This is a genomic window from Pseudoalteromonas sp. P1-9, from assembly GCF_001399975.1.
GTDB lineage: Bacteria > Pseudomonadota > Gammaproteobacteria > Enterobacterales > Alteromonadaceae > Pseudoalteromonas.
In genome coordinates this window covers 1-26,700 of record NZ_LKBD01000008.1, presented here as the reverse complement: position 1 = coordinate 26,700, position 26,700 = coordinate 1, and the positions used below count along the sequence as shown (strand labels likewise).

Annotated in this window: 22 protein-coding genes; 11 read left to right on the top strand and 11 right to left on the bottom strand. The window is 39.3% G+C overall.

The features are described 5' to 3' along the window. Positions 1 to 246: 246 nt before the first annotated feature. Together hmgA and maiA are read left to right on the top strand one after the other, a co-directional pair. Positions 247 to 1,542 (top strand): homogentisate 1,2-dioxygenase, encoded by a 1,296-nt coding sequence (hmgA, locus tag AN214_RS07515; protein WP_054979153.1) that lies wholly within the window; start codon positions 247 to 249, stop codon positions 1,540 to 1,542. A gap of 99 nt (positions 1,543 to 1,641) precedes the next feature. Next, on the top strand, positions 1,642 to 2,268 hold the full coding sequence (maiA, locus tag AN214_RS07510; protein ID WP_054979152.1) for a maleylacetoacetate isomerase: 627 nt from the start codon (positions 1,642 to 1,644) through the stop codon (positions 2,266 to 2,268). 6 nt (positions 2,269 to 2,274) lie between these two features. Here maiA and AN214_RS07505 read toward each other — a convergent pair whose 3' ends face one another. Beyond that, positions 2,275 to 3,081: a hypothetical protein gene (locus AN214_RS07505; protein WP_235576720.1), complete on the bottom strand. Its 807-nt coding sequence runs from the start codon at positions 3,079 to 3,081 to the stop codon at positions 2,275 to 2,277. A 140-nt stretch (positions 3,082 to 3,221) separates the two neighbouring features. Between AN214_RS07505 and AN214_RS07500 the strand changes: the two genes are divergently transcribed. After that, positions 3,222 to 3,506, top strand: coding sequence for a DUF1496 domain-containing protein (locus AN214_RS07500; RefSeq protein ID WP_054979150.1), 285 nt, complete (start codon positions 3,222 to 3,224; stop codon positions 3,504 to 3,506). Between the two features lie 35 nt (positions 3,507 to 3,541). On the opposite strand, the gene AN214_RS07495 is transcribed toward AN214_RS07500, so the two are convergent. Beyond that, positions 3,542 to 4,126 (bottom strand): hypothetical protein, encoded by a 585-nt coding sequence (locus tag AN214_RS07495; protein ID WP_054979149.1) that lies wholly within the window; start codon positions 4,124 to 4,126, stop codon positions 3,542 to 3,544. A 68-nt stretch (positions 4,127 to 4,194) separates the two neighbouring features. On the opposite strand from AN214_RS07495, the gene AN214_RS07490 reads away from it, so the two are divergent. Continuing rightward, entirely contained in the window at positions 4,195 to 5,079 is an 885-nt protein-coding gene (locus AN214_RS07490; RefSeq protein WP_054979148.1) for a LysR substrate-binding domain-containing protein, read from the top strand. A 160-nt stretch (positions 5,080 to 5,239) separates the two neighbouring features. Beyond that, the gene (locus AN214_RS07485; RefSeq protein WP_054979147.1) at positions 5,240 to 6,625 is read left to right on the top strand and encodes an aspartate ammonia-lyase; all 1,386 of its coding nucleotides are present in this window, start codon (positions 5,240 to 5,242) and stop codon (positions 6,623 to 6,625) included. Between the two features lie 193 nt (positions 6,626 to 6,818). Here AN214_RS07485 and soxR read toward each other — a convergent pair whose 3' ends face one another. After that, positions 6,819 to 7,259, bottom strand: coding sequence for a redox-sensitive transcriptional activator SoxR (soxR, locus tag AN214_RS07480; RefSeq protein WP_054979146.1), 441 nt, complete (start codon positions 7,257 to 7,259; stop codon positions 6,819 to 6,821). An 877-nt stretch (positions 7,260 to 8,136) separates the two neighbouring features. Here soxR and AN214_RS07475 point away from each other — a divergent pair. Together AN214_RS07475 and AN214_RS07470 are read left to right on the top strand one after the other, a co-directional pair. Beyond that, positions 8,137 to 9,510, top strand: a complete 1,374-nt coding sequence (locus AN214_RS07475) for a hypothetical protein (RefSeq protein WP_054979145.1) — start codon at positions 8,137 to 8,139, stop codon at positions 9,508 to 9,510. A 107-nt stretch (positions 9,511 to 9,617) separates the two neighbouring features. After that, the gene (locus AN214_RS07470) at positions 9,618 to 10,850 is read left to right on the top strand and encodes an EAL and HDOD domain-containing protein (RefSeq protein ID WP_054979144.1); all 1,233 of its coding nucleotides are present in this window, start codon (positions 9,618 to 9,620) and stop codon (positions 10,848 to 10,850) included. Between the two features lie 47 nt (positions 10,851 to 10,897). Here AN214_RS07470 and AN214_RS07465 read toward each other — a convergent pair whose 3' ends face one another. From AN214_RS07465 to betT, 4 genes are all read right to left on the bottom strand, one after another. Further along, a complete protein-coding gene (locus AN214_RS07465) occupies positions 10,898 to 13,471 on the bottom strand; it encodes a TonB-dependent siderophore receptor (protein ID WP_054979143.1) in 2,574 nt (857 codons plus the stop codon). Positions 13,472 to 13,611: 140 nt separating this feature from the next. Next, a complete protein-coding gene (gene arfB / locus AN214_RS07460; RefSeq protein WP_054979142.1) occupies positions 13,612 to 14,022 on the bottom strand; it encodes an alternative ribosome rescue aminoacyl-tRNA hydrolase ArfB in 411 nt (136 codons plus the stop codon). A gap of 137 nt (positions 14,023 to 14,159) precedes the next feature. After that, positions 14,160 to 14,465 carry a DUF1294 domain-containing protein gene (locus AN214_RS07455; protein WP_161805666.1) on the bottom strand — a complete coding sequence of 102 codons (306 nt, stop codon included), beginning with the start codon at positions 14,463 to 14,465 and terminating at the stop codon, positions 14,160 to 14,162. A 338-nt stretch (positions 14,466 to 14,803) separates the two neighbouring features. Further along, complete coding sequence (gene betT / locus AN214_RS07450) at positions 14,804 to 16,774, bottom strand: choline BCCT transporter BetT (RefSeq protein ID WP_054979140.1); 1,971 nt, start codon at positions 16,772 to 16,774, stop codon at positions 14,804 to 14,806. Between the two features lie 311 nt (positions 16,775 to 17,085). On the opposite strand from betT, the gene AN214_RS07445 reads away from it, so the two are divergent. Beyond that, positions 17,086 to 18,015, top strand: coding sequence for a hypothetical protein (locus AN214_RS07445; protein WP_054979139.1), 930 nt, complete (start codon positions 17,086 to 17,088; stop codon positions 18,013 to 18,015). 104 nt (positions 18,016 to 18,119) lie between these two features. Here the strand turns inward: AN214_RS07445 and AN214_RS07440 are convergent, their stop codons facing one another. Then, positions 18,120 to 18,770, bottom strand: coding sequence for a hypothetical protein (locus AN214_RS07440; RefSeq protein ID WP_054979138.1), 651 nt, complete (start codon positions 18,768 to 18,770; stop codon positions 18,120 to 18,122). Positions 18,771 to 19,175: 405 nt separating this feature from the next. Here AN214_RS07440 and AN214_RS07435 point away from each other — a divergent pair, with 405 nt between their 5' ends. Next, entirely contained in the window at positions 19,176 to 19,868 is a 693-nt protein-coding gene (locus tag AN214_RS07435) for a glutathione S-transferase family protein (protein WP_054979137.1), read from the top strand. A gap of 155 nt (positions 19,869 to 20,023) precedes the next feature. Next, complete coding sequence (locus AN214_RS07430; protein WP_054979136.1) at positions 20,024 to 20,755, top strand: glutathione peroxidase; 732 nt, start codon at positions 20,024 to 20,026, stop codon at positions 20,753 to 20,755. A 31-nt stretch (positions 20,756 to 20,786) separates the two neighbouring features. Here the strand turns inward: AN214_RS07430 and AN214_RS07425 are convergent, their stop codons facing one another. Further along, positions 20,787 to 21,557 carry a hypothetical protein gene (locus AN214_RS07425; RefSeq protein WP_054979135.1) on the bottom strand — a complete coding sequence of 257 codons (771 nt, stop codon included), beginning with the start codon at positions 21,555 to 21,557 and terminating at the stop codon, positions 20,787 to 20,789. 211 nt (positions 21,558 to 21,768) lie between these two features. Continuing rightward, positions 21,769 to 23,916, bottom strand: a complete 2,148-nt coding sequence (locus tag AN214_RS07420; protein WP_054979134.1) for an alkaline phosphatase family protein — start codon at positions 23,914 to 23,916, stop codon at positions 21,769 to 21,771. Positions 23,917 to 24,153: 237 nt separating this feature from the next. Between AN214_RS07420 and AN214_RS07415 the strand changes: the two genes are divergently transcribed. Continuing rightward, positions 24,154 to 24,963: a hypothetical protein gene (locus AN214_RS07415; RefSeq protein ID WP_054979133.1), complete on the top strand. Its 810-nt coding sequence runs from the start codon at positions 24,154 to 24,156 to the stop codon at positions 24,961 to 24,963. Between the two features lie 452 nt (positions 24,964 to 25,415). Here AN214_RS07415 and AN214_RS07410 read toward each other — a convergent pair whose 3' ends face one another. Next, positions 25,416 to 26,390: a hypothetical protein gene (locus AN214_RS07410; protein ID WP_054979132.1), complete on the bottom strand. Its 975-nt coding sequence runs from the start codon at positions 26,388 to 26,390 to the stop codon at positions 25,416 to 25,418. Positions 26,391 to 26,700: the final 310 nt, after the last annotated feature.

Sequence of the window (26,700 nt, the reverse complement as noted above, 5' to 3'; positions counted from 1 at the left end):
GTCTAGCGTGTACTGCACCGCTTACGTCATTTTTATACAAGCAACGCTTGACCCGTTTACCCTATAGTTCATAAGACGAGCAAAAAGACTAAAACCCATCGAAAACACGTATCTGCCGCTTACGGTGTTACACACCTTTCAATAAAGCTACTCTTTATCATGTTAATAAGCGCTAAAAGTAAAAAGCGCACTTGCATTTAGTCTCACGTGAGACTATATTGGTTAAAAATCACAATGGGAGTGACTATGAGTTTTCCAGAATATGACTATTTAACCGGCTTTGGTAACGAGTTTGAAACAGAAGCACTTGAAGGTGCATTGCCTATCGGCCAGTTTTCACCGCAAAAAGTAAAGTACGATTTATACGCGGAACAATATAACACCACTGCGTTTACAGCACCGCGTGCAGATAATCGTCGTAACTGGTTTTATCGCATTCGTCCTTCTGTTGTACAAGGTGATTATTCACCGCTTGATAACGGTTTACTGCGCACTGCACCAATCACCGAGGTGCCAACACCTCCGACTATGCTTCGCTGGAACCCGATTGATATTCCAACTGAAAAAACTGACTTTGTCGACGGCTTAATCACCATGGCTGCAAATGGCAGTGCCAATGGTCAAACAGGTATTGGTATTCATGTCTACGTAGCAAATAGCTCAATGGATGGTCGCTACTTTTATAATGCCGATGGTGAATTACTCTTTGTGCCACAACAAGGCGCTATGGTACTTCATACGGAATGCGGTAAACTTGCAATCAAACCTGGAGAAATTGCAGTTATTCCACGTGGTATTAAGTTTTCGGTTGAACTAATTGAAGCTACTGCGCGTGGTTATATTTGTGAGAATTACGGTCACCCTTATATTCTGCCTGAGCGTGGTCCAGTAGGCGCAAATGGTTATACCAATGAGCGTGATTTCCAATACCCTGTTGCCGCATTTGAAGATATTGAAGGCGATTTTGAACTTGTAGCTAAGTTTAATGGCAACTTGTTCCGCTGCGATATCGGTCACTCGCCACTTGATGTTGTTGCTTGGACAGGTAATAGTGCGCCTTACAAGTACGAGCTTTCGCGTTTTAACGTAATGAACACGGTAAGTTTTGATCACCCAGATCCATCAATTTTTACCGTATTAACCTCGCCGTCAGGCACTGACGGCGTTGCAAATGTTGATTTTGTGATCTTCCCACCTCGTTGGATGGTTGCAGAAAACACCTTCAGACCACCTTATTATCACCGTAATATTATGAGTGAGTTTATGGGCTTAATTGAAGGTGTATACGATGCAAAAGAGCATGGGTTTGTACCAGGTGGGATGAGCTTACATAACTGCATGTCGCCACATGGACCTGAAGCAGACGTATTTGAAAAAGCCTCAAATGCGGAGCTTGAGCCACAGCGTTATGAAAACACGCTCGCATTTATGTTTGAATCGCGTTACGTTATTTCACCAACCAAGTATGCACTTGAAGGTAAAGAGCGTCAGCAGAATTACCTAGATTGCTGGAAAGGTATTAAGAAATATTTTAGTCAGTAATATCTTTTCACTTAAATTGCTGACCACATACTTAACAAAGTTAGTATAAAAAGAACGGAAAACCGTTCTTTTTTGTTCGTGCTTAAAGGACTTAATTTTATGAAACTTTATACTTATTTTCGCTCATCTGCTGCTTACCGTGTTCGTATTGCGCTTAATTTAAAAGCCTTAGACCACGAAATGGTGCCGGTAAATCTTCTAAAAAGTGAACAACAAAGTGACGATTACCTAAACGTCAATCCACAAGGTTTACTTCCTGCGCTCGAAACCGAAAAAGGTAAGTTAGGTCAATCGCTTGCGATTTTAGAATACCTTGATGAGATTCATCCAGAAACGCCACTGTTACCGAATGATCCGTGGCAAAAAGCACAAGTACGTAGTTTTGCCTATGCAATTGCTTGTGACATTCACCCAATTGATAATTTGCGCGTATTAAAGTATTTAACCGGTGAACTTTGTGTAACCGAAGAACAAAAAACTGCTTGGTATTTACATTGGATCCAAATTGGCTTTGAAAAACTAGAAAATCAAATTGGCGCGACGGATTTTTGTTGTAGCGATACACCGAGCCTTGCCGATGTATGTTTAGTGCCGCAAGTATTTAATGCATTACGATTTGGCCTTGATATGGCGCAATTCCCAAAAATTAATGCAATTTATCAACGTTGTAACAGCATACAAGCATTTATTGATGCCGCACCTGAAAACCAGCTTGATGCAAACTAAGTTACACTAATCGAATAAAGGCTCAGCTACTTTAATGGTACGCCAGTCTTTTACATCGTCATTTAAAAAGCCTGCCTCTCGGTAGGCTTTTTCAATAAGGCCACGGTCTCGCAGTATTTTTAGCCCGCGCTGTAACGCTTCAAACGTTTGTTTTCCTAAAGGATGTTTTTTAGAAACGACAAAGTGGCGACTATCATTAAGCGCAACTTTTACATTGGGAATAGCAAAAATTTTATAGTCGGGACCAATGTAAGAAAAGTTATGCTGCTTTTTAAACGGCGCTAACATGCCATCAATCCAGCCTCGGCTAACCATTTTAGCCATTACGATCCAATCAGATTCATGCACAAGCTTTTTAGGTTTTAAACTTTGTAAGGTGACCCAATCAACATGCCAATCTTTACTTGAGACAATTGTCATGTCCGAAAGCGATAAGGTCTTTGCATTATAGTTTGCAACGTTTTGTTCAGATGTAAACACACCCGCATAGTACTCACCTTTACGAATGAGCGGCTCACTAATATATAAATTATCCTTATACCGCTCAGTCGCACTCAACCAAAGTGAATCAAACGATAGCAGTAACAGGCCTTCGTTTAGCAACTTAAAATTACGCGCATCGTAATTGCCATAAATAAAGTTAAATTGAATATCAGCACCGCCTAATAGCAGCGCTTGTTGTATAAGAATAAATTCAACGACATCGCGCTGGGCATTTTTACCCGAATAATCTGTTATATCTAAGATTGGCGTTTTGCCAATAATGTCCTTAGCATAGAAATAAATATCGGTTTCAACCGTGATATCTATCACTTTACTGTGCAGAGGTATACTTAGAAATAATAAAAATATAGCAAAAAAACGACATAACATGGGATTTACGCTACTCTGCTCTTAGCAACTCTTTAAGGTTAGAAGTGAATGAATAAATTCACAAATATAAGGAAACAACAATGAGAGTGTTGGCTTTAGTACTTCCAATATTGATTGTCTCTTCGTTAGCGATAGCGCAAACACCAAAAAAGCATATTTGGCTAGAAGCTGAGGTAAATCATTTAATCTGTTGGTATGACGATAAAAAATATACCTTAGGTGCGGTAATTGAGGTTAACGACACAAGGTTAATTTGTACACAAAGATACCCTAACCAAGAAAATGGTCCTGTGGCATGGTATCAGCTTGATAAAAAAGGCAATATTATTTACCCAAAAACAAAGCCCAAGATAACGGTAAATTAAACGCGACTCAATTGGCTTTGCTTCTAAACATCAACCTAATTCGACATACGTGCAACATAATGGCTCGTCAAACGGTTGTTGCTATATGTTGTCATAGTTAATGTAAACGCACTTGGGCTGCGTTTTAATACGCGATTAATAAGATGATACACAGTTCCTGCTCGACTAACTGACCAAACACTAACATGAGTAGATGACAGAGCCTCTATCCAAATATCGCCAGCCTCGTTGTTCTGGTCAAACCGTAAGTAACCTTGATTTGCATATAAGGTTAAACTTTGGATGCGTTGTGTAAATTCATCACGCTCTTGGGCGTTGGTTTTCGCTCTTAAAACCATAGAGTCATCATTAGCAAAAACCATTTCCAGTCTATGCGATTTGGGGACCTTACGCGCATTAGCAAGCTCTTCACCAATACAATAAAACCCATCACTTTTTCCAAGCCACGAACCGCTTAAATCTTTAAACAAACGATTCAAGCTCGCTTCTTGACTGCGCGTTAATTTATTATTAGCAGGTAAATCTGCTAAACCAACTTTGCTCGGTGGGGCACTTAGGCATTGCGCTGCGCTTAATGTAAAGCTTGCGAGTAAAATAACTAACATCATTATTATGCGCATAGTATGATCCCTTTAAATCAATGTGAGCATTGCTCAATACTGTACTCTAAATTAGTTTGATACGTTAAATGAACATAGAAACAAAATGGTTACAAGACTTTCTTATTCTAAGTGAAACTAAAAACTTTAGTTTAGCTGCACAATTACGATTTGTAACCCAACCGGCGTTTAGTCGTCGAATTCAAGCATTAGAAAAGAGTTTGGGGTGTAAACTCATTGATAGACGCACCAACCCGCTTAGTCTCACAAAAGAAGGTATTGCGTTTCAGCCAACTGCACAATCAGTACTACATTTACTCAACAACTCGGCTGAAAAGCTACGGGCAACAAGTTATGCCCAAGAGCTAAAAATCGCCGCAACTCATACCTTAGCGTTAGGGATATTTCCAAAAATATTAAAAACTCTAAAGCGACAGTTACCTAATGTCAGCGCTGAGCTTCAAATCGCCGATGCAGACGACTGTACAAAACTACTCAAAAGTAATAACTGTGACTATTTACTCGCATTTCATGATGAAGAATTACTAAGTGAAGGTTATGAGCGTTTTGAACTTGGCGCAGTAAAACTATTGCCGGTCGCACTGAGTTCCCAAGTTAATACGTGGCAAACGGCAACTAAAGTACCCTACCTTGCTTATCAAGCTTCAATTTTTCTCGGCCGTACCGTTGATAATGCACTAGACCAGCAAACAAAAAGCAGACTTGATAAAGTGGCGAGTTCATCAATGGCAGACAGTTTAAAAACCATGGTGATGCAAGGGCTAGGTATGGCATGGCTGCCTGAATTCGCGATTGAAAAAGAGCTTCAAGAAGAAAAGCTCAGCATTATCACCGGGTTTGATGCCATCAATAACCTAAGCGTTAGCTTATATCGAATTCCGTCTAGCGATCATACAAAATCTATTTACTGGCAAGGCATAACACAGGCACTAGAAAACGACGATTTGAACTAAGGTTGAATGAGTTAAAGTAATCATTATAACGCTAGGTGATATGAAAGCCTTCCAGTGCCATGCATAATTTGCATATCCAAAACCTATTTAAAGCATTAGTCTTTAACCTAGCTTATCGGTAATCTTGCGCCGACTCTCACCAATACAAGACAAAAAAGCAATGCGTATAGAATCTGATCTTCTCGGTACAATGACAATTGAAACCAATGTACTCTATGGCATACAAACTCAGCGCGCAGTAAATAACTTTCCGTTAAGTGACAAGACACTTTCGCAATACCCTGCGATGATTAAATCACTCGCCTACGTTAAAGCAGCCTGTGTTCGCGCAAACCAGCAACTAGGTCTAATTAACGATGAAAAAGCTGATGCAATTTTTGCATCATGCAATAATCTAATTGATGGCCTCTATCATGATCAATTTCCTGTTGGCATGATCCAAGGCGGCGCTGGCACATCAACCAATATGAATGCCAACGAAGTAATCGCTAATATCGCACTGCAAAAGTTAGGACATCCACTAGGGGCTTATCAATTTATACACCCTAATAGCGATATAAACTTGTCGCAATCAACCAACGATGTTTACCCAAGCGCTATTCGCCTAAGTATTTTGCTACAACAGCCAAAGCTGTTAGCCAGCCTAGAAGGCTTGATTGAGCGTTTTTCTGAAAAGTCTCAAGAATTTAAACATATTCTTAAGTTAGCCAGAACCCAATTGCAAGATGCGGTTCCAATGACATTAGGTCAAGAATTTGCGGGGTTCGCATCAACGCTACGTGAAGAAATAAAGTTACTTAATCAATTAAGTCCATTTTTCTACGAAATCAACTTAGGTGGAACCGCGGTTGGAACAGGGATAAATACCAAAAAAGGCTATGCTGATTTAGCAATCAAGCAGTTAGCATGTTTAACTGAACTACCCTTTGTTAAGGCCGAAGATTTAATTGAGGCCAGCTCTGATATGGGCGCGTTTGTAATTTACTCATCAGCACTTAAGCGTCTTGCAATCAAGTTATCTAAAATCGCCAATGATTTACGCCTATTAAGTATGGGACCGCGCGCAGGGCTAAGCGAAATAAATTTACCAGCAAAACAACCTGGTAGTTCAATTATGCCGGGAAAGGTTAATCCGGTTATTCCAGAAGCCGTAAGCCAAGTAGCCTATCAAGTAATTGGATTAGACTCAGCAATCAGTATGGCTGCTGAAGCAGGACAACTGCAATTAAACGCAATGGAGCCATTAATCGCATTTAATATTATGGAAGAAATGGCGCTACTGACTAACGCATGCAGCATGTTTGACCAGCACTGCGTTTCAGGCATTAGCGCAAACCATGAGCGTTGCACTTATTTACTGGACAACAGCCTTGCGCTTGTTACTGCATTAAACCCATTTATTGGTTACGACGCTGCAACCGACATCGCGAAAGCCGCATTAAGTTCAGGTAAGAACATCAAAGATTTAATGTTAGAAAAAGGGATCCTTAGTGAATCTCAACTAACAGACATTATGCAACCAGAAAAATTGACTGAACCTGCATAGGGCTTAAATACTTTTAACCAATTTAAGTGTATAGCAAAAACTATACACCTTATTTGCAAAGCAAGGCTATGCATTATTTGTTGTGTTTATCGATTATTTCGCTCGAATCTATCGCATGCAAAATGACGAACTATCAAAATAAAATATTTGCAAACACGGAAAGTTAAAACCAATCTAACCTATTTCTACACCACTATTTTCGCTCTAAAATAACGGCGCCCTCGCCCTCCTCCTTTAAGCAATCATCTTGGTTATATAAGTGACATCTTTCCAACGATAAACAGCCGCAACCAATGCATGATGTGAGTGAGTCTTTTAGTTTTTCAATATATAAAATTTGTTGGGTTAACTTATCACGCCACGCAGTGGCTATGTGTTCCCAGTCACTAACCGTAGGTGTACGTTCATTAGGTAATTGAGACAAAATTGCTTTAATATCATTTAAACTAACACCAATTTTCTGGCCCGCTTTAATTAATGCGATGCGTCTTAACACATCCGGTTTATATCGCCTTTGGTTGCCACTATTACGCCAACTACGAATTAATCCTTTTTCTTCGTAAAAATGGAGCGTCGAAACTTTTACTCCAGCGCGTTTTGCAATATTTCCAACCGAAAGGTTCGCATCAGCCATAACTAAATTTATTCACTGTTTAATTCTGTAAAATACCATTACATTCTTATAATAAGTGACGAATAACTCAAGTATGACGCGAAAAATATTCCAACAATATACGTAACAAGCTATGTCTCGGTTAATGCGTAAATACATCGCATCTCATTTTATTAAACCACGCATATTTAAGATGTTAGAAAACATAACAAGATTATTCGAAGGGGTATGGTTTAAGGTGTGCTCTAAGCCCCAAAAGATACTATAGTTGTAGTCATAAATTACTTTCTAAATAGCATCATAAGCAACTTGCTTAATGCAAATCTTCGCCTACGCCTCATGCTAAATCACGAATTAATGTATTAATCGTATAAAAGCTTATGTTAATTTAATCTGGCTGAGCTTAAAGCGCGTATGTATGCTGCTGCTTGTTTACGTTCGTTAACCTTATTCCTTATGTAAACAGTAAGTTAAGCCTAACAAAATAATTTCTCGTAATAACTACCACTCTCTTATGATAGCACAGCAAACAACAGTCCTAGTAAAACCAATTTAATGCATATATCTACTTAAATTTAATGCTAAAACTTCGCGTAATCGACTAAATTAGTTAAAAGAAAACAATTGTTATTTTAGTACCTAATTATTAACCAAAAGTTATAAAACAGGATTTAAAATAATTAATACTTATATAAAACCACTAACTAGTTCTAAATTGGCAATTTAATAGGCTAACTAGAGTTGATCTTTTCTGGACAAAATTGCTATTGTTACAACATGCCGTTATTTTCATTTAGATGAAGTGAAAGTCTAATCGACTTGAATTGAAATTAATACTTTATCATTAACGGCAAAAAATTAGTCCCCAAAACTATGTATGCTCTACAAGGATAGAGAAATGACAACAAATTACGCAAAAGTAAAAGAATTGTGCGACCAACTGGTTTCTGATGGAAAGCCAGTGTCGGTTGAGGCCATTTTACAAGAATGTGAAGGCAGCACTGCGAGTATTCTTGCACACTACCAACGTTGGCGCAGTGAGTCGCAAGACACACGCCAAGCGACAGCTGATACAGGGTCATTAAGTGATGAGTATATGGCTGCATTTCACCGCGAGATTAAACGTTTCTCAAATGCTATTAATCGTGATTTCGAAGTTCAACTTGAACGTGCTATTGAAGCCGAAAAGTTCGCTATCCTGAGCCTACAAAAAACTGAACAAATTACCGGTGAATTAACCGAAAAAGTGCAAATGCTTGAAGCGCGTTTAGAAGAAGAGACAAGCCAATTCAAGCAAACAATCGCTGAAGTCGAAGACAATGCTGATGTCGAAATTGCATCACTAAAAGAACACCACGAAAAGCAACTTCAAGACCTTACTGAGTCGAAAAATCAAACAATTGAAGATATGCGAATTGCCAATGAAAACACTATTGAGCAATTAAAGGCCAACAACGCTGCAACCGTTGCAGAATTAAAAGAGTCAAGTGAACGCACCATTGCTGAGCTAAAACAGTCTGGTGAAGCAAAAGTAAGTGAGCTTACTGAGAATGTTGCAAGCCAAGTACAAACACTTGAAGCAGCACTTGAAGAAAAAGACTCGAAAATCCAAGCATTGCTACAAGAGAAAAACTCTACACTTTCTCAGCTGTCACAGTTAGAGCAAACTGCAAATACACACGCAGCGAAAGCAGAGCAGCATAACTCGGAAGTTGAAGATCTTCGCCAAGCAAAAGAAGCAATGCAAGCACAGCTTAAACAAGCTGAACAAAGCATAGAGATGATGAAGAAACAAAATCTTGAGCTATCACAGCATAACCAAGATCAGCAAACAGCGGTTAAAGGTGCGAAAGAGCAAATCGAAGAAATGCAAACGCAGCTGGCCGAGGCTCAGAAGATTGCGACAAGCTTTGAAAGTGAAAAAGAAAACTTACTTAAGCAAATGGACTTCGTTAAGAACAATTCAACCGCTACCATTCAGCGCTTAACGCAGAACTCTGATCAAAACCTCTCTAAGATCAGACTACTTGAAGAAAAACTTGTTAGCGAGCAACAAAACGCATGGCGTTATGAGAATGACAACGAGAAGCTACAAGAGCAACTTGAATTTATTAAGCAAAACTCTGCAACCACTGTAGAACGACTAACACGCAGCGCCGAAAAAGCGATGGCACGTGTGCGCGACCTAGAACGTGAAGTAGATGATGCTAAGTTAGAGCTTGAGCAAATACGCGCTCAAAACAACGTTGTGCCGCTACAAGATCAAGCGTAACGATATTAGCTAGTGAATTGGAAAAGGGTCATTTGACCCTTTTTTATTATTGCAAAAACGCTAAAAAAAGCTAAATTGAAAGGTAAATCGCTAATTTTAAAAATAAATTGAAAATTTACACAGCACGTCAAGCAGTATTAAATCACAAAAAAAGATTAGTCGCTTATGAGCTGCTATTTCGTAATAGCCGCGCTAATTCATTTCCTACCATAGACCCGGTTATTGCCACCTCAAAACTTATCGCCGATAGTCAATTTATTATCGGGTTACGGCGCTTAACCTCGGGGAAAAAAGCGCTAATTAAGTTTCCACATCTTGGTATATTGCAAAAGCAGCCTGAGCTATTACCAAGCAACGATTTTATTGTTGAGTTAATGACAGACTTCGCGCCTAATCAAGAAGTGTATGAAGCATGCCGTAGCTTATTTCACAAAAACTATGTGCTTGCACTTGATTCCTACACTCCCGATTTTGACTGGCAACCTTATTGCAATTTATGCCGTTTGGCGAAATTTGATATTAGTAGAACGCCGTTAAACACGGTAATTGCTGATATTAATAAGTTAAAGCAACAGAAAAACCTCAAACTAATGGCGACAAAAATTGAAACTCATGAAGATTTCGAACTTGCCAAACAACTTGGCTTCGATTACTTTCAAGGATACTTTTTATGTCGCCCACAATTAATTGAACAGCAAGATATGGTAAGCCACTCACAAACTGTGGTGTTGCTTTATACCGAACTTGTAAAAGAAGAGCTCAATTACGACAAAATCGCTAATCTGGTTGAGCAAGATGCAGCGCTTTGCTATAAATTACTACGCTTTATCAATTCGGGTCTGTTTCCTACTCGCGAAGAAATTAACTCAATTAAACAAGGTTTGATTTACCTTGGCGACCAAAACGCGAAGCGTTTTTTGAATCTAGTTGTTACCGCACACTTTGCTAAAGACAAGCCCCACGAGCTAATTCGCATGTCGACTATTAGAGCCAAATTTTGCGATGTCATTGCGCAAAAAATCGCGCCAAGTTTAAAAAGTAAATCATTCTTGGTTGGTCTTTTCTCATTATTAGACGCCATTTTCGATCGCTCTATGGACGTAATTATCAAGCAGCTTCCACTTGGAAAAGACATTAGTGATGCATTAATTGGTCAAGAAAATCTCAATCGAAATATTCTTGAACTAGTGCTTAGTTATGAATCTGGTAATTGGCAGAAAATAGAATCACAGTGTAATAAACTAAAACTCGATCAAGCAGATTTACCAGCGTTTTATTATGAAGCGATAAAGTGGAGTGATATTTTATATAACTGCACTCAGCAAGAAGACCCGCTATAAAAAAGCCCAGCAACTTGGCTGGGCTTTGACGTTATATAACTTATATATTAAAACATATAGCTTAATTTCACGTAGTAGAAACCACCGTTGTAGTCGTACGGACCACTTTCGTAATATTTAGCACCTAGTACGCCATACGAAGCAGTTGGTAGTTTTTGTGCTTCTTGGTCGAAAATGTTGTTCGCACCAACCGCTGCTTTAAAGCTCTCATTAATGAAATAGCTCACTTCCGCATCAAAGGTAAATGATGAATCCGCAATTTCATTCCAACAACCGTCTAAACAATCATCATCGGCATGCACTGCGAAGTATTCGCCGAAGTAGTTAGCGCGCACAAACATGCTAATATCATCCCAGTTTTGGGTAATTGTGAACGTAGCACGGTGCTGAGGCATGCCTTCTTCTAAACGTTTTACTTTACCGTCGCTTGTGGTTGCAGGGTTAAACGCGTCAACCGTTGTTTCATTCCAGTTATACGCTAACGCAAATTTTGTTGCGCCATTGAGTAAATCTGCAGAGTAGTTAGCAACAATATCAACACCTTGTGTTGTAGTATCAAAGTCATTTGCAAAGTAGGTAACAGCCGAGATTAACTCTGGGTTTTGTACACCAAGCGCTCTAAGTTCAGCATAATCTTCTTCACGTACTGTAATTTGACTAGACTGCGCGATACGATCTGTTACTTCAATGTTGTAGTAATCTACTGTTAAGAAGAAGTCATCATATTCGTATACGGTACCTAATGCATAACTTGTTGACTCTTCTGGTGTCAGCTCTTTACCACCATAAAATGCAGAAAGTGGATCTGTTGGCGGCGCTAAGAAACTTTGAATTAATTCACCGCCTACAAGTGATGTTGCCGTGTTTACAACATTTGCCTGACCAACGGTCGGTGCTCTAAAGCCGGTACTTGTTGAACCACGAACCTGCCAATCATCTGAAATAGCATATTGCAATGTTAATTTGTAGTTCGCTGTATCACCAAAGGTATTATAATCTTCGTAACGAAGTGCTGCGCCAAATAGCAAGCTTTCCGTCAAATACGCTTCAGCGTCAACATATGCCGCCCAGTTACGACGAGTATTAGTTCCTTGAGATTCAGGACCAAAGCCTTTAAAGCCATGTGAACCAATATTAAAGCCTTGGTCTGCGTAAGGTCCGGCTTTCCAAGATGCTTCTTCACCTGACACTATTTCAAACGATTCTTCTCTAAATTCAAAACCACCGGCAAGGTTTAGAGGATCGTCCAGACCAACTTCAAGTGATTTAACTAAATCAAAGTTAAATGTCTTTTCAAGTTGAATATATTTACCCGTATCAAAGTCCACTGGCGTGTCTAAACCAAGTGATGGGTTAAGCGAGTTATAAAGGTAGAAATCCGCTGCATTTCGACCAACTGAGCCGCTTAAATCAAAATAAACTTCATCTAACCAGCCACCACTAATCTCGCCTTCAACACCCATGGTAAGCGATGTATCAACGATGTTGCCAGCAAATTGCGGCGTGTAACCACCAGGGAAAATCATGTTCATTGAGAAACAGTTAGGATCAGCAACCATATCTTTATATGCTTGTGTATCAAGTACATTCGGTACGTTTGCCGGTACAACAGCACATGTTCTAGGACCGCCATTTGCTTGACCAATATCACCTATTAGCAAAGTTTCGCCGCCATCGTTTGAATAAACATTACTGCGGTTATGTGGATTACGATAATAAAAGCCACCTGTTGCATCACGTTCAGAATAGTTACCAAACATGTAGAATTCTTTATCATTACCTAAATCAAGGCCCACGTTACCAAAAACTGACAAGTCGTCTTCGATTTCTGGGTTACCCCATACTTGCGCAGGATCATTGATGTAAGTGTTACCTGCGTCAGCGAGACCTCCAGCGTCTGGACGCTGAACTGAGCGGCTTGTCGCATCAGCATTTTTTAATGCGAAAGACAAGTTAGCAAAGCCGTCATCGGTAAAAGGCATGCCAATGTTACCCTCAATTGTGGTTGTGTCGCCGTCACCTTCAAAATACTCACCGTATTTAACTGTGATACTGCCACCTTCGGCTGAATCTTTTAACACAAAGTTCATTACGCCTGCGATGGCATCTGAACCGTATTGCGCTGCAGCACCGTCACGAAGCACTTCAACTTGTTTTAACGCAATGCTTGGAATTACCGAGATATCAGGTCCTTGTGCACCATCATTCACACCACCACCTTGGAATGCAATAACCGATGCACGGTGACGTCGTTTACCATTAACAAGTACCAAAGTACTGTCAGACGATAAACCACGAAGATTAACAGGACGAATTAACGTTGCGGCATCACTGATAGGCTGTTGACGCACATTAAATGAAGGAACTTGGCTTACAAGTAGCTCTAGCATGTCAGACGAACCATGCTTTTCTAGATCATCGCCACCAATAATATCAATCGGTACAGGTGAATCGGCGATTGAACGTGGTGCAGAGCGTGTACCTACTACGGCGATTTTTTCGACGTCTTTTTTAACCTCTTCGGTGTTATTTTCTTCTGCTATTGCAGAATAAGACATGGTTGAGACGAGTGTTGATGAGCAGGCAAGTAGTATTGCCTTACGTAGCGCTTTAATTTTCATAATTTCCCTAGCAACTTAGTTAATTATTATGTAAATATGTCTAACATACTATTTACATAAATAGACTAAATTGGGGATTTTTCAAGTATAAAATTGAATAAAACGTATCGTTAGCGCATTTTTTATACTAAAACAGTAAATTATCTAATTTTTCCTCTCAGCGCTTTTGTATGACTGTGTTTTTTCTTACTGTCTAGCCGCTTTCGTTGAGAGCTTTTTGTCGGTTTTGTTGCCCTGCGTTTTTTTTGCACAACCATCGCCGATTGAATAAGCGTTTTAAGCCTGTCCAGGGCATCTTGTTTGTTTAACTCTTGAGTTCTAAATGATTGCGATTTAATAACAATAACCCCATCATTAGTAATGCGGCTGTCATTTAGGGCTAATAGCTTTTCCTTATAAATTTGTGGCAAGGTGCTGCGTTTAATATCAAATCGTAGGTGAATTGCAGTTGCCACTTTATTTACATTTTGCCCACCACTGCCTTGTGAGCGAATCGCTGTTAACTCAAGCTCCCAATCGGCAATACTGACTGAATTTGAAATTTGTAACATTTAAAACCCTCTGTTACGTTGATTGATAAAATTAGCGTGTTTCGCATTTAACTCTATTGAGACGGTTATAATCATAAAACCGGATTAAACAACTCACGCGCATTCAACTGCTAAAATTGTGGTACTGTAATAGCGTGTTAGCCATTAAAATCGGTTAAAACAGGTAGTAACGCCAGCACTGCAACACACAAAATATTTACACTAATTGTCAGCAAAAACCATTTTCGAAACGGTTGTTTTAGTGTTTTATGCCTAAAAAACGCTTGCGCAAATACAGCACCTAACCAGCCACCTAACACATCATAAATATGAAGCGTCGATTCTGGGACTCGCACTTTATCTTTTTTTGCTTTGTACTTATCAATACCATAAACAATAAAGGTGAAAACACTCATCACGGTGTATGTAGGGACGAGCCAAAACGGCAATAATTTTAACCACACTAAACCGGCTATTACTAGGCAAAATAATATTACAAATAAGATCATTAAGATGGGAAATCAGTTATATAAATAAGCACCACGCAGTTTATCAGATTACAGACGTAAGGTTTGTAAAATTCAAATCAATATAAGTCCTTTCAAATAGCTAATTTGGTAGCGAGTAGAATAATTACCAACCGCACCAAATTTTATCGCTGTTGTGGGCAGCATCGAAAGTCGTCTTGTTAGTTTAAAATAAAAGCTGCGCTCTCATTCATAAGATACGAAATAGCAAAATATCAAGCAACATTTAGCCAGAATACATAAAAAAGGGCGACACAGAGTTCGCCCCATTTCAATTAGCTATTGCTTACGGTAACCGTCTCATCGCGCAACAAATGTAAAAAGTGCATATGCTTTTGGTATTGATCAATTACATCGTTAATAACCGCATTCTGTGACCATCCCATAATGTCGTAGTCTTGACCACCTTCTACTAAATGCACCTCTGCGCGATAATAACATTCATCATCTTCGTCGCTGTTAAAACTCGGTTGCACGTGTTTTTTCTTATGAACACCGTAAACAAAGTCATGTTCGTCGCCATGATACACTTTTAAAATAAGCCCTGAATCCTTAACTATAATCTCAGTCTGAATATCATTAAGTTCGAATTGATTTTTCAACGCCTTAAACGCCCGCTTTACGACTTTATTAATAAAATCAGCTGTGTTCTTTTTGTCAGGAGTTGACACAATATTATTGAGTTTTTCTTGCCAGTCTTCGCCATCAACATAATGATTTGTCGGCGTTATGTTCATTTGTAAACTGTCCATCTTTGCAGCTTCAATTTGCAGTGCTTTAACTAAGCCAAAGCACGCAAATAGCAACACTATGGCAAAGGGTAACGCACTGGCAATTGTCATGGTTTGTAATGCGTTTAAGCCCCCCACTAAGCTTAACACCGCAGCCACTACGCCAACGCCGATAGCCCAATACAAGCGTTGCCAAAGCGGTGTATCATCCTCACCATTTGAACACAGCATATTAATTACCATTGCGCCTGAATCGCATGACGTTACAAAGAAAATAACAATCATTAATATCGAAAGCCCGGTTAAGAATGCACTCCATGGGAAGGCTTCTAAAAACACAAACAGAGCAACGGCCGAGTCATTACTTACCATCTCCATCAACGACACATAACCTTGCTCTACAACAAGGTAAATTGCACTGTTACCAAAAATGGTCATCCATAATAGTGTAAACGCCGTCGGTACAACCATTACACCTAATATAAATTCACGAATGGTGCGCCCTTTTGAAATGCGGGCTATGAACAATCCAACAAACGGTGCCCAAGCAAGCCACCAACCCCAATAAAAAATGGTCCAGCCACCAATCCAGCTTTTCTTTTCATAGGCAAACAAATTAAATGTATTCGAGACAATTTCAGACAAATATTGACCTACATTTTGCACATAAGCCTGTAGTAGGAATACCGAAGGCCCAAGTACAAAAATAAAAATCAACAAGGCAATGGCAAGCAACATATTAGTTTCAGACAAAATCTTAATGCCCTTATCAAGTCCTGTTGCTACTGAAATAGACGCAAGTGCAGTAATTGCAAGCATAATGAGCACTTGGTTAAGCACGTTTACATCGATATCAAATAAATAGTTCAGCCCTGAATTTACTTGGCTTGCTCCCAATCCAAGCGATGTGGCCACGCCAAATACCGTACTAACTACTGCAAACACATCAACTACGTGCCCTTGCCAGCCATAAATCTTATCGCCAATAATTGGGTGTAAAGCAGAACGAAGCGTTAGCGGTAAACGATGACGATAACTAAAATACGCAAGCACCAAGGCCACAATGGCGTATATGCCCCATGCATGAAAACCCCAATGGAAAAAGGTTATTTTCATCGCTTCTCTAATTGCATCAAGGGAGTTGACTTCAGCGGTTGGTGGCGATACATAGTGCATAATCGGCTCAGCCACACCGAAAAACATCAAACCTATGCCCATACCCGCTGCAAACAGCATAGCTATCCATGTTGATAACTTATAATCTGGCGTCGAGTGATCCGGCCCGAGTTTCACCGAGCCAAAGCGCGATAAACTCAAATACAATACAAAACCGAGGATTATGGCAACCGCCAATATGTAGAACCAACCACCGTTGGTAACTATGGTTGATTGCAATGAGTTATATAGTTCGTTGGAAAATTCTGGCGCCATAATCGCCACAATCAAAAGAACCGATATAACAAAAGACGCAGGTAAAAAAACCGCTTTATTTAGAACGTTTGTTTTATTTTGCATAAGTCAGTGAATTTGCTTAGTACTCTAATTATTATAATGCAATATCGAGATGTATTCTTAACTTTTTATATTAACAAGTCATTTTTGAAATTAAACCTCTCAAAATAAAATGTTAATCCACACTAATTTCAAAAATTAAAGTATCAATAGAAATAATTCGACATCTTAAATACATCGAAACATTTGTGTTCACATTTTTAACCACATTGTACTTTTAATAAACGAAGGCTTGGTTTTTATGTTCAAAAAACACTCAACTTTAAATTTTCACTGCCGATGACAAGTTATGGATAATTGTAATTGGATGACACATGAAAATTGAAAGCGCAAATGTAAAACTTGAAAACACGTATGTCAGTGAATTTGAATCAGAGCGGCGAGAAACTCCCATCACCCCGCCACGCGCACCAAGTGTAGAGAAGGTAGAACATTCTTTAGATGATATTTCACTCGAAGACGATGCTAAAATTCATATTCTAAAATTACTTATTCAAGAGCTTACCGGCAAAGAAATTGATTGGTTCGACAAAAACGAAGTCAAGCAGCCTGACGCGAGCCAACCGGTAGAAGCAGCCACGAGTCAACCAGACGGCCCTATCGAATTTATCGTTGAACGACTAAACCATGAACATCAAAGTAACGACCTAAAGCTTGCGGGAGAGCTCAAGCTTGAAAGTGGTCGGGAGATCAGGTTTGAGTTCAAGTTGGCGTTTGATCAAACTCATACCGAGTATCAACGGTCAATTGAAACCATAAATATGAAAGACCCACTCGTGATTAGTTTTACTAACAAGCCGGTTTCATTAAGCGCTAGTGAACACGGCTTTGATATCGACGCGGATGGTGAACAAGATAAAATAGCACATCTTGACAAAGGGTTTGGCTATTTAGCACTTGATCGAAACAACAATGGCAAAATTGATAATGGCAACGAGCTTTTTGGTGCACTAAGTGGTAACGGCTTTAACGACCTTAGCCAATACGATGACGACACAAACGGGTTTATTGATGAAAACGACAGTATTTTTCAGTCGCTACATATATGGGTTAAAAATGAGAATGAAGACAAGCTTATATCGCTAAGTGAGGCAAATATTGGCGCCATAGGGCTACAACACGTCCAAACGCCGCTTAATATTCGTAACGACGGAGAACTCAAAGGCGCCGTCCGTCAGTCGGGATTTTATTTGAGTAATAACGGGCAAGTCGGTTTATTACAACAAATTGACCTTGTGGTTTAAGTCTTTACTTTAAACTTTGAATGTACAATTTAGTACGGGCCCATGTGTTTTGTCGAGTTATTTTAATTCAGTCGTTTACAAAGCACATGGCAGCCCCATATCCCTTACTTATTCGCTAGCAGACGTTTTTTCTCTTGCTTAAACTGTGCATTTAATTCATCAATTAATGCTAAAAGCACAGTTTGGTCATCATCACTTAGCGCTAACTTTGTTTGCAAACGCGAATCAAACGGGCTTTCAGCGATGTTCGATAAATGATTTAGGTATGCATCGGTATGCAACAACATTGCAGTCACTTTACTTTGAATATTAAACACACACACAGTGAGATCATTTGACGCCAGCATTTCTATTTGTTTAACCGCCAAGCTTATTTTTAATTGGTCATCTTGAACCGTCTGCCGAGTATTGCAGATAAGTGCCTGAAATTCTTTTTTGAGCTGAAGCTCTTTATTTGGATTATTTAGCTCTATCGCTGCGTTTGTATCTTCTAAAAAAGCTTTTGACGCTGCATCTAACTGCTCAGCGATTGCAGATTTATGACGAAAAATCATTTCGCCCAATAACGTTTGAAATACCAGTAGTTGCTTAGCCGTTATTTCGAATAATTTTAGGTGTGCATGCCCTGCTATATTATTCGTGACCGCATTCTCCTTTTGTTGATGCTGTTTAAAAAGAATAATAAAAATCAGCACAATAATCAGGCTTAAAGCAATTTGTGCGTTATTTTCAATCAGTAAAATAATGTCAGACATAAGTAGTGTTTGCTTTTTTGCTTAATTCAATCATGATTTTAAAGATTTTTGAAGCGTTATCAGTTAGTCTTGTCATTAAATATACATAAACATCACTACTGACACTCCCTGACAAACAAATCATTATTATTAGGGTCTGTTGATTTTTCAAGTTCGTTTTTACAGCAGCTTTATTGGGTTTTATACAAGGCAGAGGCTGCGTGGCATCGTTATTCTATGTGAGTCAGCCGATAACACAGTAGAAAACCCAATCAAGCGCTGCCGAACGGTTCTTTTGAGCGCACTTTTCTCATTCGCTTAGATTGCTAGGCCACACATCGAGCGCCGCGATAAAAGCACGTTCAAAAAGAACAAAAGTAGAACAGCAAAGATCTACAAACCCTATAAACAGCAAGGACAGTAATTATGATAACACTCTACGAATTTCCGCCCGCTTTTGGCCTTACCAACGCAAGCCCATTTGCGCTAAAGCTTGAAGCTTACTGCAAATTGGCCAAGATAGAATACCAAGTCAAATATCGTATTGATTCAGAAAAAATGCCAAAAAAGAAGTTTCCCGTGGCATTGATCAACAATGAATTAGTTGCCGATTCAAATATTATTCTCGCGCAATTAGATCAAACAGCGCAACTTGATGCTTCACTGAGCGACGAGCAGCATGCACTCGGTTATTTGATTAAAGAATTAATTGAAGAGAAGTTGTATTGGTGCTTAGTTTACAGCCGCTGGGTTGATGACGCGTTTTGGCCGACGACTAAAGCCGAGTTATTTTCAGAAATGCCCGGAATTCTCAAACTCTTTGTACCAAATTTAGTAAGAAAGAACTTAATTAAAAGCATTTATACGCAAGGACTTGGGCGGCATTCAAGAACGCAAATATATGATTTTGCAATTGAAGCAGTAGTACATTTGGCAAACTTATTGGGAGAAAAACCTTACTTTGTATCTGATTACATGACCCAATATGACTGCGCTGCCTATGCAACATTGACCAATTTACTAAATGGAAAACTTGAAACGCCAATAAAAGCAGCGATTGAGCAAAAGCCTAACTTAGTGGCTTACATCAATCGCTGTTATAAATCATGTGGTGTTTAGCTAGAATTAACGTCGTTAAGGTTTTAGCTTAAGTAAATTAAAATCAAATCATCGATTAAATAGATTAATTACACCCATTTAATCCATTAGAGCTTAAGTTAGTTAATTGGCATACTAAGCTCAGTTTAAAAATACAGATTTTAGAAGGGCGTACCATGTTGAAAGATATTTCAGGACAATCAGTACCACAAGTCACTTTACCAATTTTTGCTAACAACGAATGGCAAACAGTAACAACAGATGACTTATTTAAAGGCAAAACTGTGGTGGTATTTTCACTACCGGGCGCATTTACACCAACTTGTTCATCAACCCATTTGCCACGCTTTAACGAACTTGCCAATACCTTTAAAGCTAATGGCGTAGACGATATTTTGTGTGTATCGGTTAACGATAGCTTTGTTATGTCAGCATGGGCAGATGACCAAGAAGCTGACAATATTCGCTTAATTCCAGACGGTACAGGTGAATTTACGCACGGCATGGGCATGCTTGTTGACAAAAGCGCGATTGGCTTTGGTAAGCGCAGTTGGCGCTACTCAATGCTGGTAAAAGATGGCGTAATTGAAAAAATGTTTATTGAGCCAGAAGTAGACGGCGACCCGTTTGAAGTATCAGACGCCGATACCATGCTTGATTACATTAACCCTAATGCGGTTAAACCAAAGCCTGTTGCATTATTTACGAAACCTAATTGCCCATATTGCCAAAATGCAAAACGCTTACTCGATAAGCATGGTTTTAATTATGAAGAAATTGTATTGGGTAAAGACGCAACGTTAACAAGCTTAAAAGCTATGTCGGGGCGAGAAACCGTACCACAAGTCTTTATTGGTGGTAAGCACATTGGTGGCTCAGACGATTTAGAAAGCTACTTTCAGCGTTAATCATGTACAAAAGGCTGCATCTGCAGCCTTTTTAAAACCTAAACTCTACATTTAAATGAGCGCCGGTCTCATTATTAGTGCGTTCAAACCAATCGGCACGATGATGCACAATTTCTCCGGTGACTGCGAGCCAAGTTAACAATTCATACTCTAATGCCAAACTTAAGCCATACGCATTACCTTTGTCTGAAAAGTAAGACCCTACACAGGTTTTATCCCAGCCACAGCCCTTATTAATGGTTTTATTTTGCGCCACATCATAGTGTTCGATTAGATAATATTTACCCTCTACATCACCATTTTGATAAAACACACTACCGTACAACAACGCTTGGCGATTTAAGCGATATCCCGCAATCAGCGACAAGTCGTAACTTTTGTGTTCCATTGACCAATCATTGTATTGCTTTGTAGCACTTTCGCTGCGTTTATCCCAAATATAACCAAGGCTGCCAGCTAACGACAAGTTACCCGCTTTTTTCTCTTCAAGCGGTGCGCCTAGCATTTGATATTTTAAGCTAACTTGATTTTCACCGTTATCAACAAAACGTGCTTCTAAACCTTTTCCTAGTGTCATCGCTGCTGAGAAACGCAGTGTATTATCTCGCTCGCTCTTTTTATTTTTATTTATGGCAATTTGGTTTGAGCTATCAGAGCCCGCGGTAATGTTAAAATGGAAAGGTTGGCTATTAACTTCGGAGCTATTAAATCGCGCCATACGTGGTTTTACTTCAGGCGTCGATTCACAGCCTGCAAGCACAATACTTGATAATACCGTGCTTATGACAATCAGCTTGTTCAAAAGAAAGTCCTTTTAAATAAAATAGATGCCAATAATACGGTGGTTTTCTTTTCTAATTCAAACCATTGTGTAAATAAATGTAATAAGCAGTGATAATTAAAACACCTTGTATATCGATGACTACAACATAACTTACTGCGTCAATAGCGCGTAATAATGCACAGTAATAAATCAATAAAACATTACCAAAGTGGGAATGGGTTGGTGTTAACTAGAGTAGTTCAATACGAAATGTGTCCATATTTGGTGTACAATCCCACTTGGCATTTCGCTCATTACTAAGTTTAGATGCATCCCACTCCAAGCCACATATTTGGCCGCTTGCTTCGTTGACTATACGTGTTTGATTACTTTCATTCACCAGCCAAATTGAGATTAAGTCACCAGATGAGTTTTCATCAAATTTTGCATTGCGTTCATTAGCATGCTTAGACGAATCCCATTCAAACGCGCCTTTATTACCATTGGCGACTAAATAACCATCAGCTATTAATTTCTTGCCATCGTTAATGATGCCCGTAACTGTAAACGTCATTGGATCGGCATTGCCGGTACAATCCCATTTCGCATTACGCTCATTAAAAAAGCGGTTGTTATCCCATTCCAAACCACACGTTTCGCCGTTAACTTCGGTTATGATCACCAAAGGCAAGTTTTGACCGACCTTAATATTTGATTGCTGTGTTAAATATCTATTTTGCACATTGTTAAGTAAGGTGTTTAGTTCAGTACCTTGCCCTTTGTTATAAATAGTGCGCACTTCATCAAGACTAAGCGCACGGCGCCACACGGCAAAATCATCCAAATCGGCTTTTAAACTATAGGTATAGCTACCGGTACCATCTTGCCCAATATTCCAGTTTAGCTCTGAATTAATATCACCCACATTAGCAATATCACCAGCAATAATATTAAGCTCCCCAGTTGGACTTCCAGCGTACATAGTGGCAACACCATTTCGGTCAAACGTTGCAACCAGTAACCACCAGCCATTAAAGCTGTAATCTATTGGAACGATGTCTTTTCTGTCGGCACCTGATGACGCTAAATTAATTCCAAAGTCATCGCCATTACCTTCGTTAGCGAGTAATAATGTGCCGCGATTGGCCCCACTTACCCAATTTTTATTGCCAACAATCACTGGGTCACCGGCTTGGTCGCCACTCACTCTAAACCAGGTCATCAAGGTAAAGTTTGTATCTGTGCGAAAATCCAGTTCTGTTGGTTTTCCTAGTGTCAGGTATTCTTGGCCGTCGTTTAACTTTACATATTGACCAAACTTACCACCTGCTTGCACATTTGGTGTGCCGCCGCCTACTTGAGCGTGAAGCGCATTGCCTGATGCATCAAGATAATTGCCATCAAATGGTAAATAGGTTTTTAGGTCTTGCTTTATGCCATTATCGTTAACAACACGCACTAAGTTCCCCTGCACAACACCATCCATATTTTCCGGCACAGCTAAACCGTGATGAGTGAGTACTGTAGGCGCTGCATCATAATTATGAGGAACGCCCGCTAAATACCCTTGTTTAGCGGTTTTAGATGACACTAAAAATGGAATAGTATAGTTATCTGCTGCATGAATACCGTGCGATGAACCACGTCCACCGTGATCAGATGTCAGAACAATTTGCCAATCTTCACTGTCAAAATTAGGACGACTTTTAATTGCAGCCAATATGCGACCAATTTGACTATCAACATCGTTTATTTCATTAATATAACCGTCATCTGACGCCGCAAAACAACATGCATGCCCTGCACCGTCTACGTCATCGAGAAATAGAAATAATGCATCGACATTAGTCCCGTGCTGCCAATTTGACGCTTTAAAGGTGCCATTAATGATATCAACCGCATTTTGTGTATTCGTTGCATCATCTGCATCTATTTTTACGTCTGCGCTATTGGTAATTTGCATATCGGTGCTCCAAGTCACCAAATACGCAGTGTTAAGTGTTGGGTTTGCTTGCTCTAATAAGGTTAAATAATGTGGGTACGTGGCATAATTGCCTCCTGCCACATCATTATTACCTGTAACACCACTTTTACTTGATGTAACCCCTGTCATAATACCCACATGATTAGGACCACTGTTTGGCGCTGCGTCCTTCATAGTTTGCGCATAATGTGCAAATGCGGTGTTATAGCCATTCGCCCAATTTCCACTAATCAAGTTATCAAGATTAGGAGTATGCGCATTTTCAATACCGTCGCCACGTAACCCATCAACGGCTATCAGCAATGAATGTGTTTTTGCTAAGACAGAAGTGGACATTGCCACACCAGCAATCAACAACGACACTTTCGCGATTTGCTTTATTGGGTAACTGCACGACATGTTTTTTGTTTTCATAGTAATTCCTGTTAGTTTGACTTTTAATTTGGTCTAGACCAGATAAAACTTTATAGCTAACGTATTACTATTAAGTGATTTTGAAGTGACAAAGGAGTAACAATTTGATTAAAAATACATCCAAGCGTAATTGAACACATATCAAAATGGTATTGTAAAAATATATAAACAACAATGCATATGTTTCAGCTAATTTGTTAATATAGAAAGGCCTCTATTAACTAATTTTTACCATTTATGAAATCAAATTTAACATTAACTGCATTACTGATCTTTTTATTAACGGGATGTGGAAATACTGATTCAACAAGTGTTAGTACCAAACATATTTATATGAAAGCATATGTGTATGAAACAGAAGAAGATAATGAATCTTCTGCTTATATAAACGTAGTAATGCGGGAAGATAGCACGCTAAAACCTGAAATTTATTTAAGCGATGGAGAGTATTTAACAGCAAGCTTCGATGGAGAAAAAGAAGTAAGACTTGAAGAAAGAGAAATTGGAGAAGCAGTTTGGCCAATTTTCAGCTTAAGGGGTGTTTGGTCTGATTTTCGTTATACTGCCAGGATACCAACAAGTGGAGAAATAGGCACCTTTACAATTACATTTCACCGTTTAGATGGCTCAAAAATCCCAATGCGTGTAGAGATGGTAGAAAGAGTCATGCTCTCCTCTCCTACTCTAGATGATGTATTTTATGAAAATCAATCGATTCCATTACAGTGGAGTTTACCTTATTGGCGTGACACTCAAATGGAATTAGAGACACAGTTTTTTTGCCAAGATTATACCTACATAAAAGAACAAAAAAATTATGATATTGATGATAATGGCGATTACACCTTTCCAACCCATGAGCTTGTTGCTCTTTCAAATAAAACATACGAGATTAATCAAGATTCACGAACATCAAATGATTGCAATATGACGCTTAATTTAGTGCGATACAGATCAGTTCCACTAAGTAACAAATTCGCTAAAAGTAGTTATATTGAGGCAAGTAGGTCTTCAAATCGTAACGTAACAGTAAAGTTAGATTTATAACAATCTAAGTCAAACGAAATCTTGTAATAACTATTGGAACTAAGGTTATTGCAAATTTATAACTACGATTACTTAAACTGTGTGATTCACAGAGATCGTTTCAATCTGGCGATCTCTAAGTCTCTTTTGTAATTAGCATCTTGAACACGCTCTTTCGATAGGTCATATTCCTTTTGAACTTCATCTGAAAACGGTGAAGTAATAAGGCGGTGAAGTAATAATGGCGGTGAAGTAATAACTGAAGTAATAATGCCACCCACTTTAAAAGTAATACACGCTAATTTATACATAGCTAGAATTTAAAACTTAATCTGAGTTTTGAGCTGTAACTTTGTGTGTTTTGACTTATTAGAATGGGTGATTAGCAGTTTTTACCAAAAAAAACGCGGCAGTACTTTGGGCTTCGTTTAAACCCTGTTGAATGTACTTTGAAAGATGGTGGGCTTTGCGATTTATGCCAACAATGCCCGAGCATTGCTCACATTGGGTCGTCGTTTTTTCTCTAAGTGTTCACAGTACGCTGCCATCATGGCAGGTTTACCCACTGCACCATGAAATGATTTTGTAAACTGGGTGGTGAGTTTGAGCCAGTTTTCGGGGCTGATAGATAATCGATTGAGTAACGGGAGTGCATCAATTGGAATTGCACCGCGTTTATCCTCTCGCATAATGCGCCCTGTGAGCTCAACGAGTTCTAGATAACTATTTAATTCAAATGGTAAGCCTTTTGGCATGTGTTTTCGTGGATTACCAATAAACTTCATAAGCGGTTTAGGTTGCTCACCATTTAGCGCTGCTTTAATACGTTGTTGAATACTGGTGTGGTCTGATTTTTCAGGTGTGTTGGCTATTTTTGCACGTATTGGGTTTAAATCTACATACGCCATGCAGGCAGCAAGTGCGGCTTCATCAAGGAGTGCTTGCGATTTAAATCTCCCTTCCCAGAAGCGACCTGTGCAGTTATCTTCAAAATTGGCTTTTCTGGCTATGTCTTCGTTAAGTACACGCATGAACCAACTAATGTCCATGAGTCGTTTACGAAATGCATTCGTCATATCGTTTAGGGTAATGAGTTGTGCTGGGTCGAGTTTATCGCCTCTGAGGTATTTTTGCGTAAGTAAGTTGCCTTTAAAGAGTTTGTGCCAACGAATAATGACCGCTTTTTGAGTAAGGCGCTTCGCTTTCCTTTCATCAACATGCAGTACTATATGCGTGTGATTGCTCATGACAGCATAAGCACAAATATCAATGCAGAATACTTTGGCAAGTTGCAGAAGTTTTTCTTCAACCCAAGCGCGACGATGCTCGTAAGACTTGCCTGTGACCTTATCTTCACCGCATAAAAACGCGAGACGGACGCAACGGGAAATACAGTGGTAAAAAGGCGTATCAACCAAACTCACCTGATTTCGACGCGGAACTGCCATAAAACCACCTTTTGATAGAAAACCAAAACTGATTAAAGTTTAGTCATGATGTGGTTATTAAGCTAGTTAAGATGCGTGGCCATGTTATTTTGTCATCCACTTGCACCAGTTCATTACCGAATACATCGTATTCAGTGCTTGTTGTACTCCCATCAGGGTAGGTAGTTGTCGTGACACGGCCTTTGGCATCAAGCAATTAAAGGTGGGTGTCATCTTTAATTGGCCCTTGAGCGACAAGCATTTCTCCCGAAGCCCTCTGGTAGCTGTTCACACACTTTAATCGCATTAGTTAGTAAAGAACCACACCCTT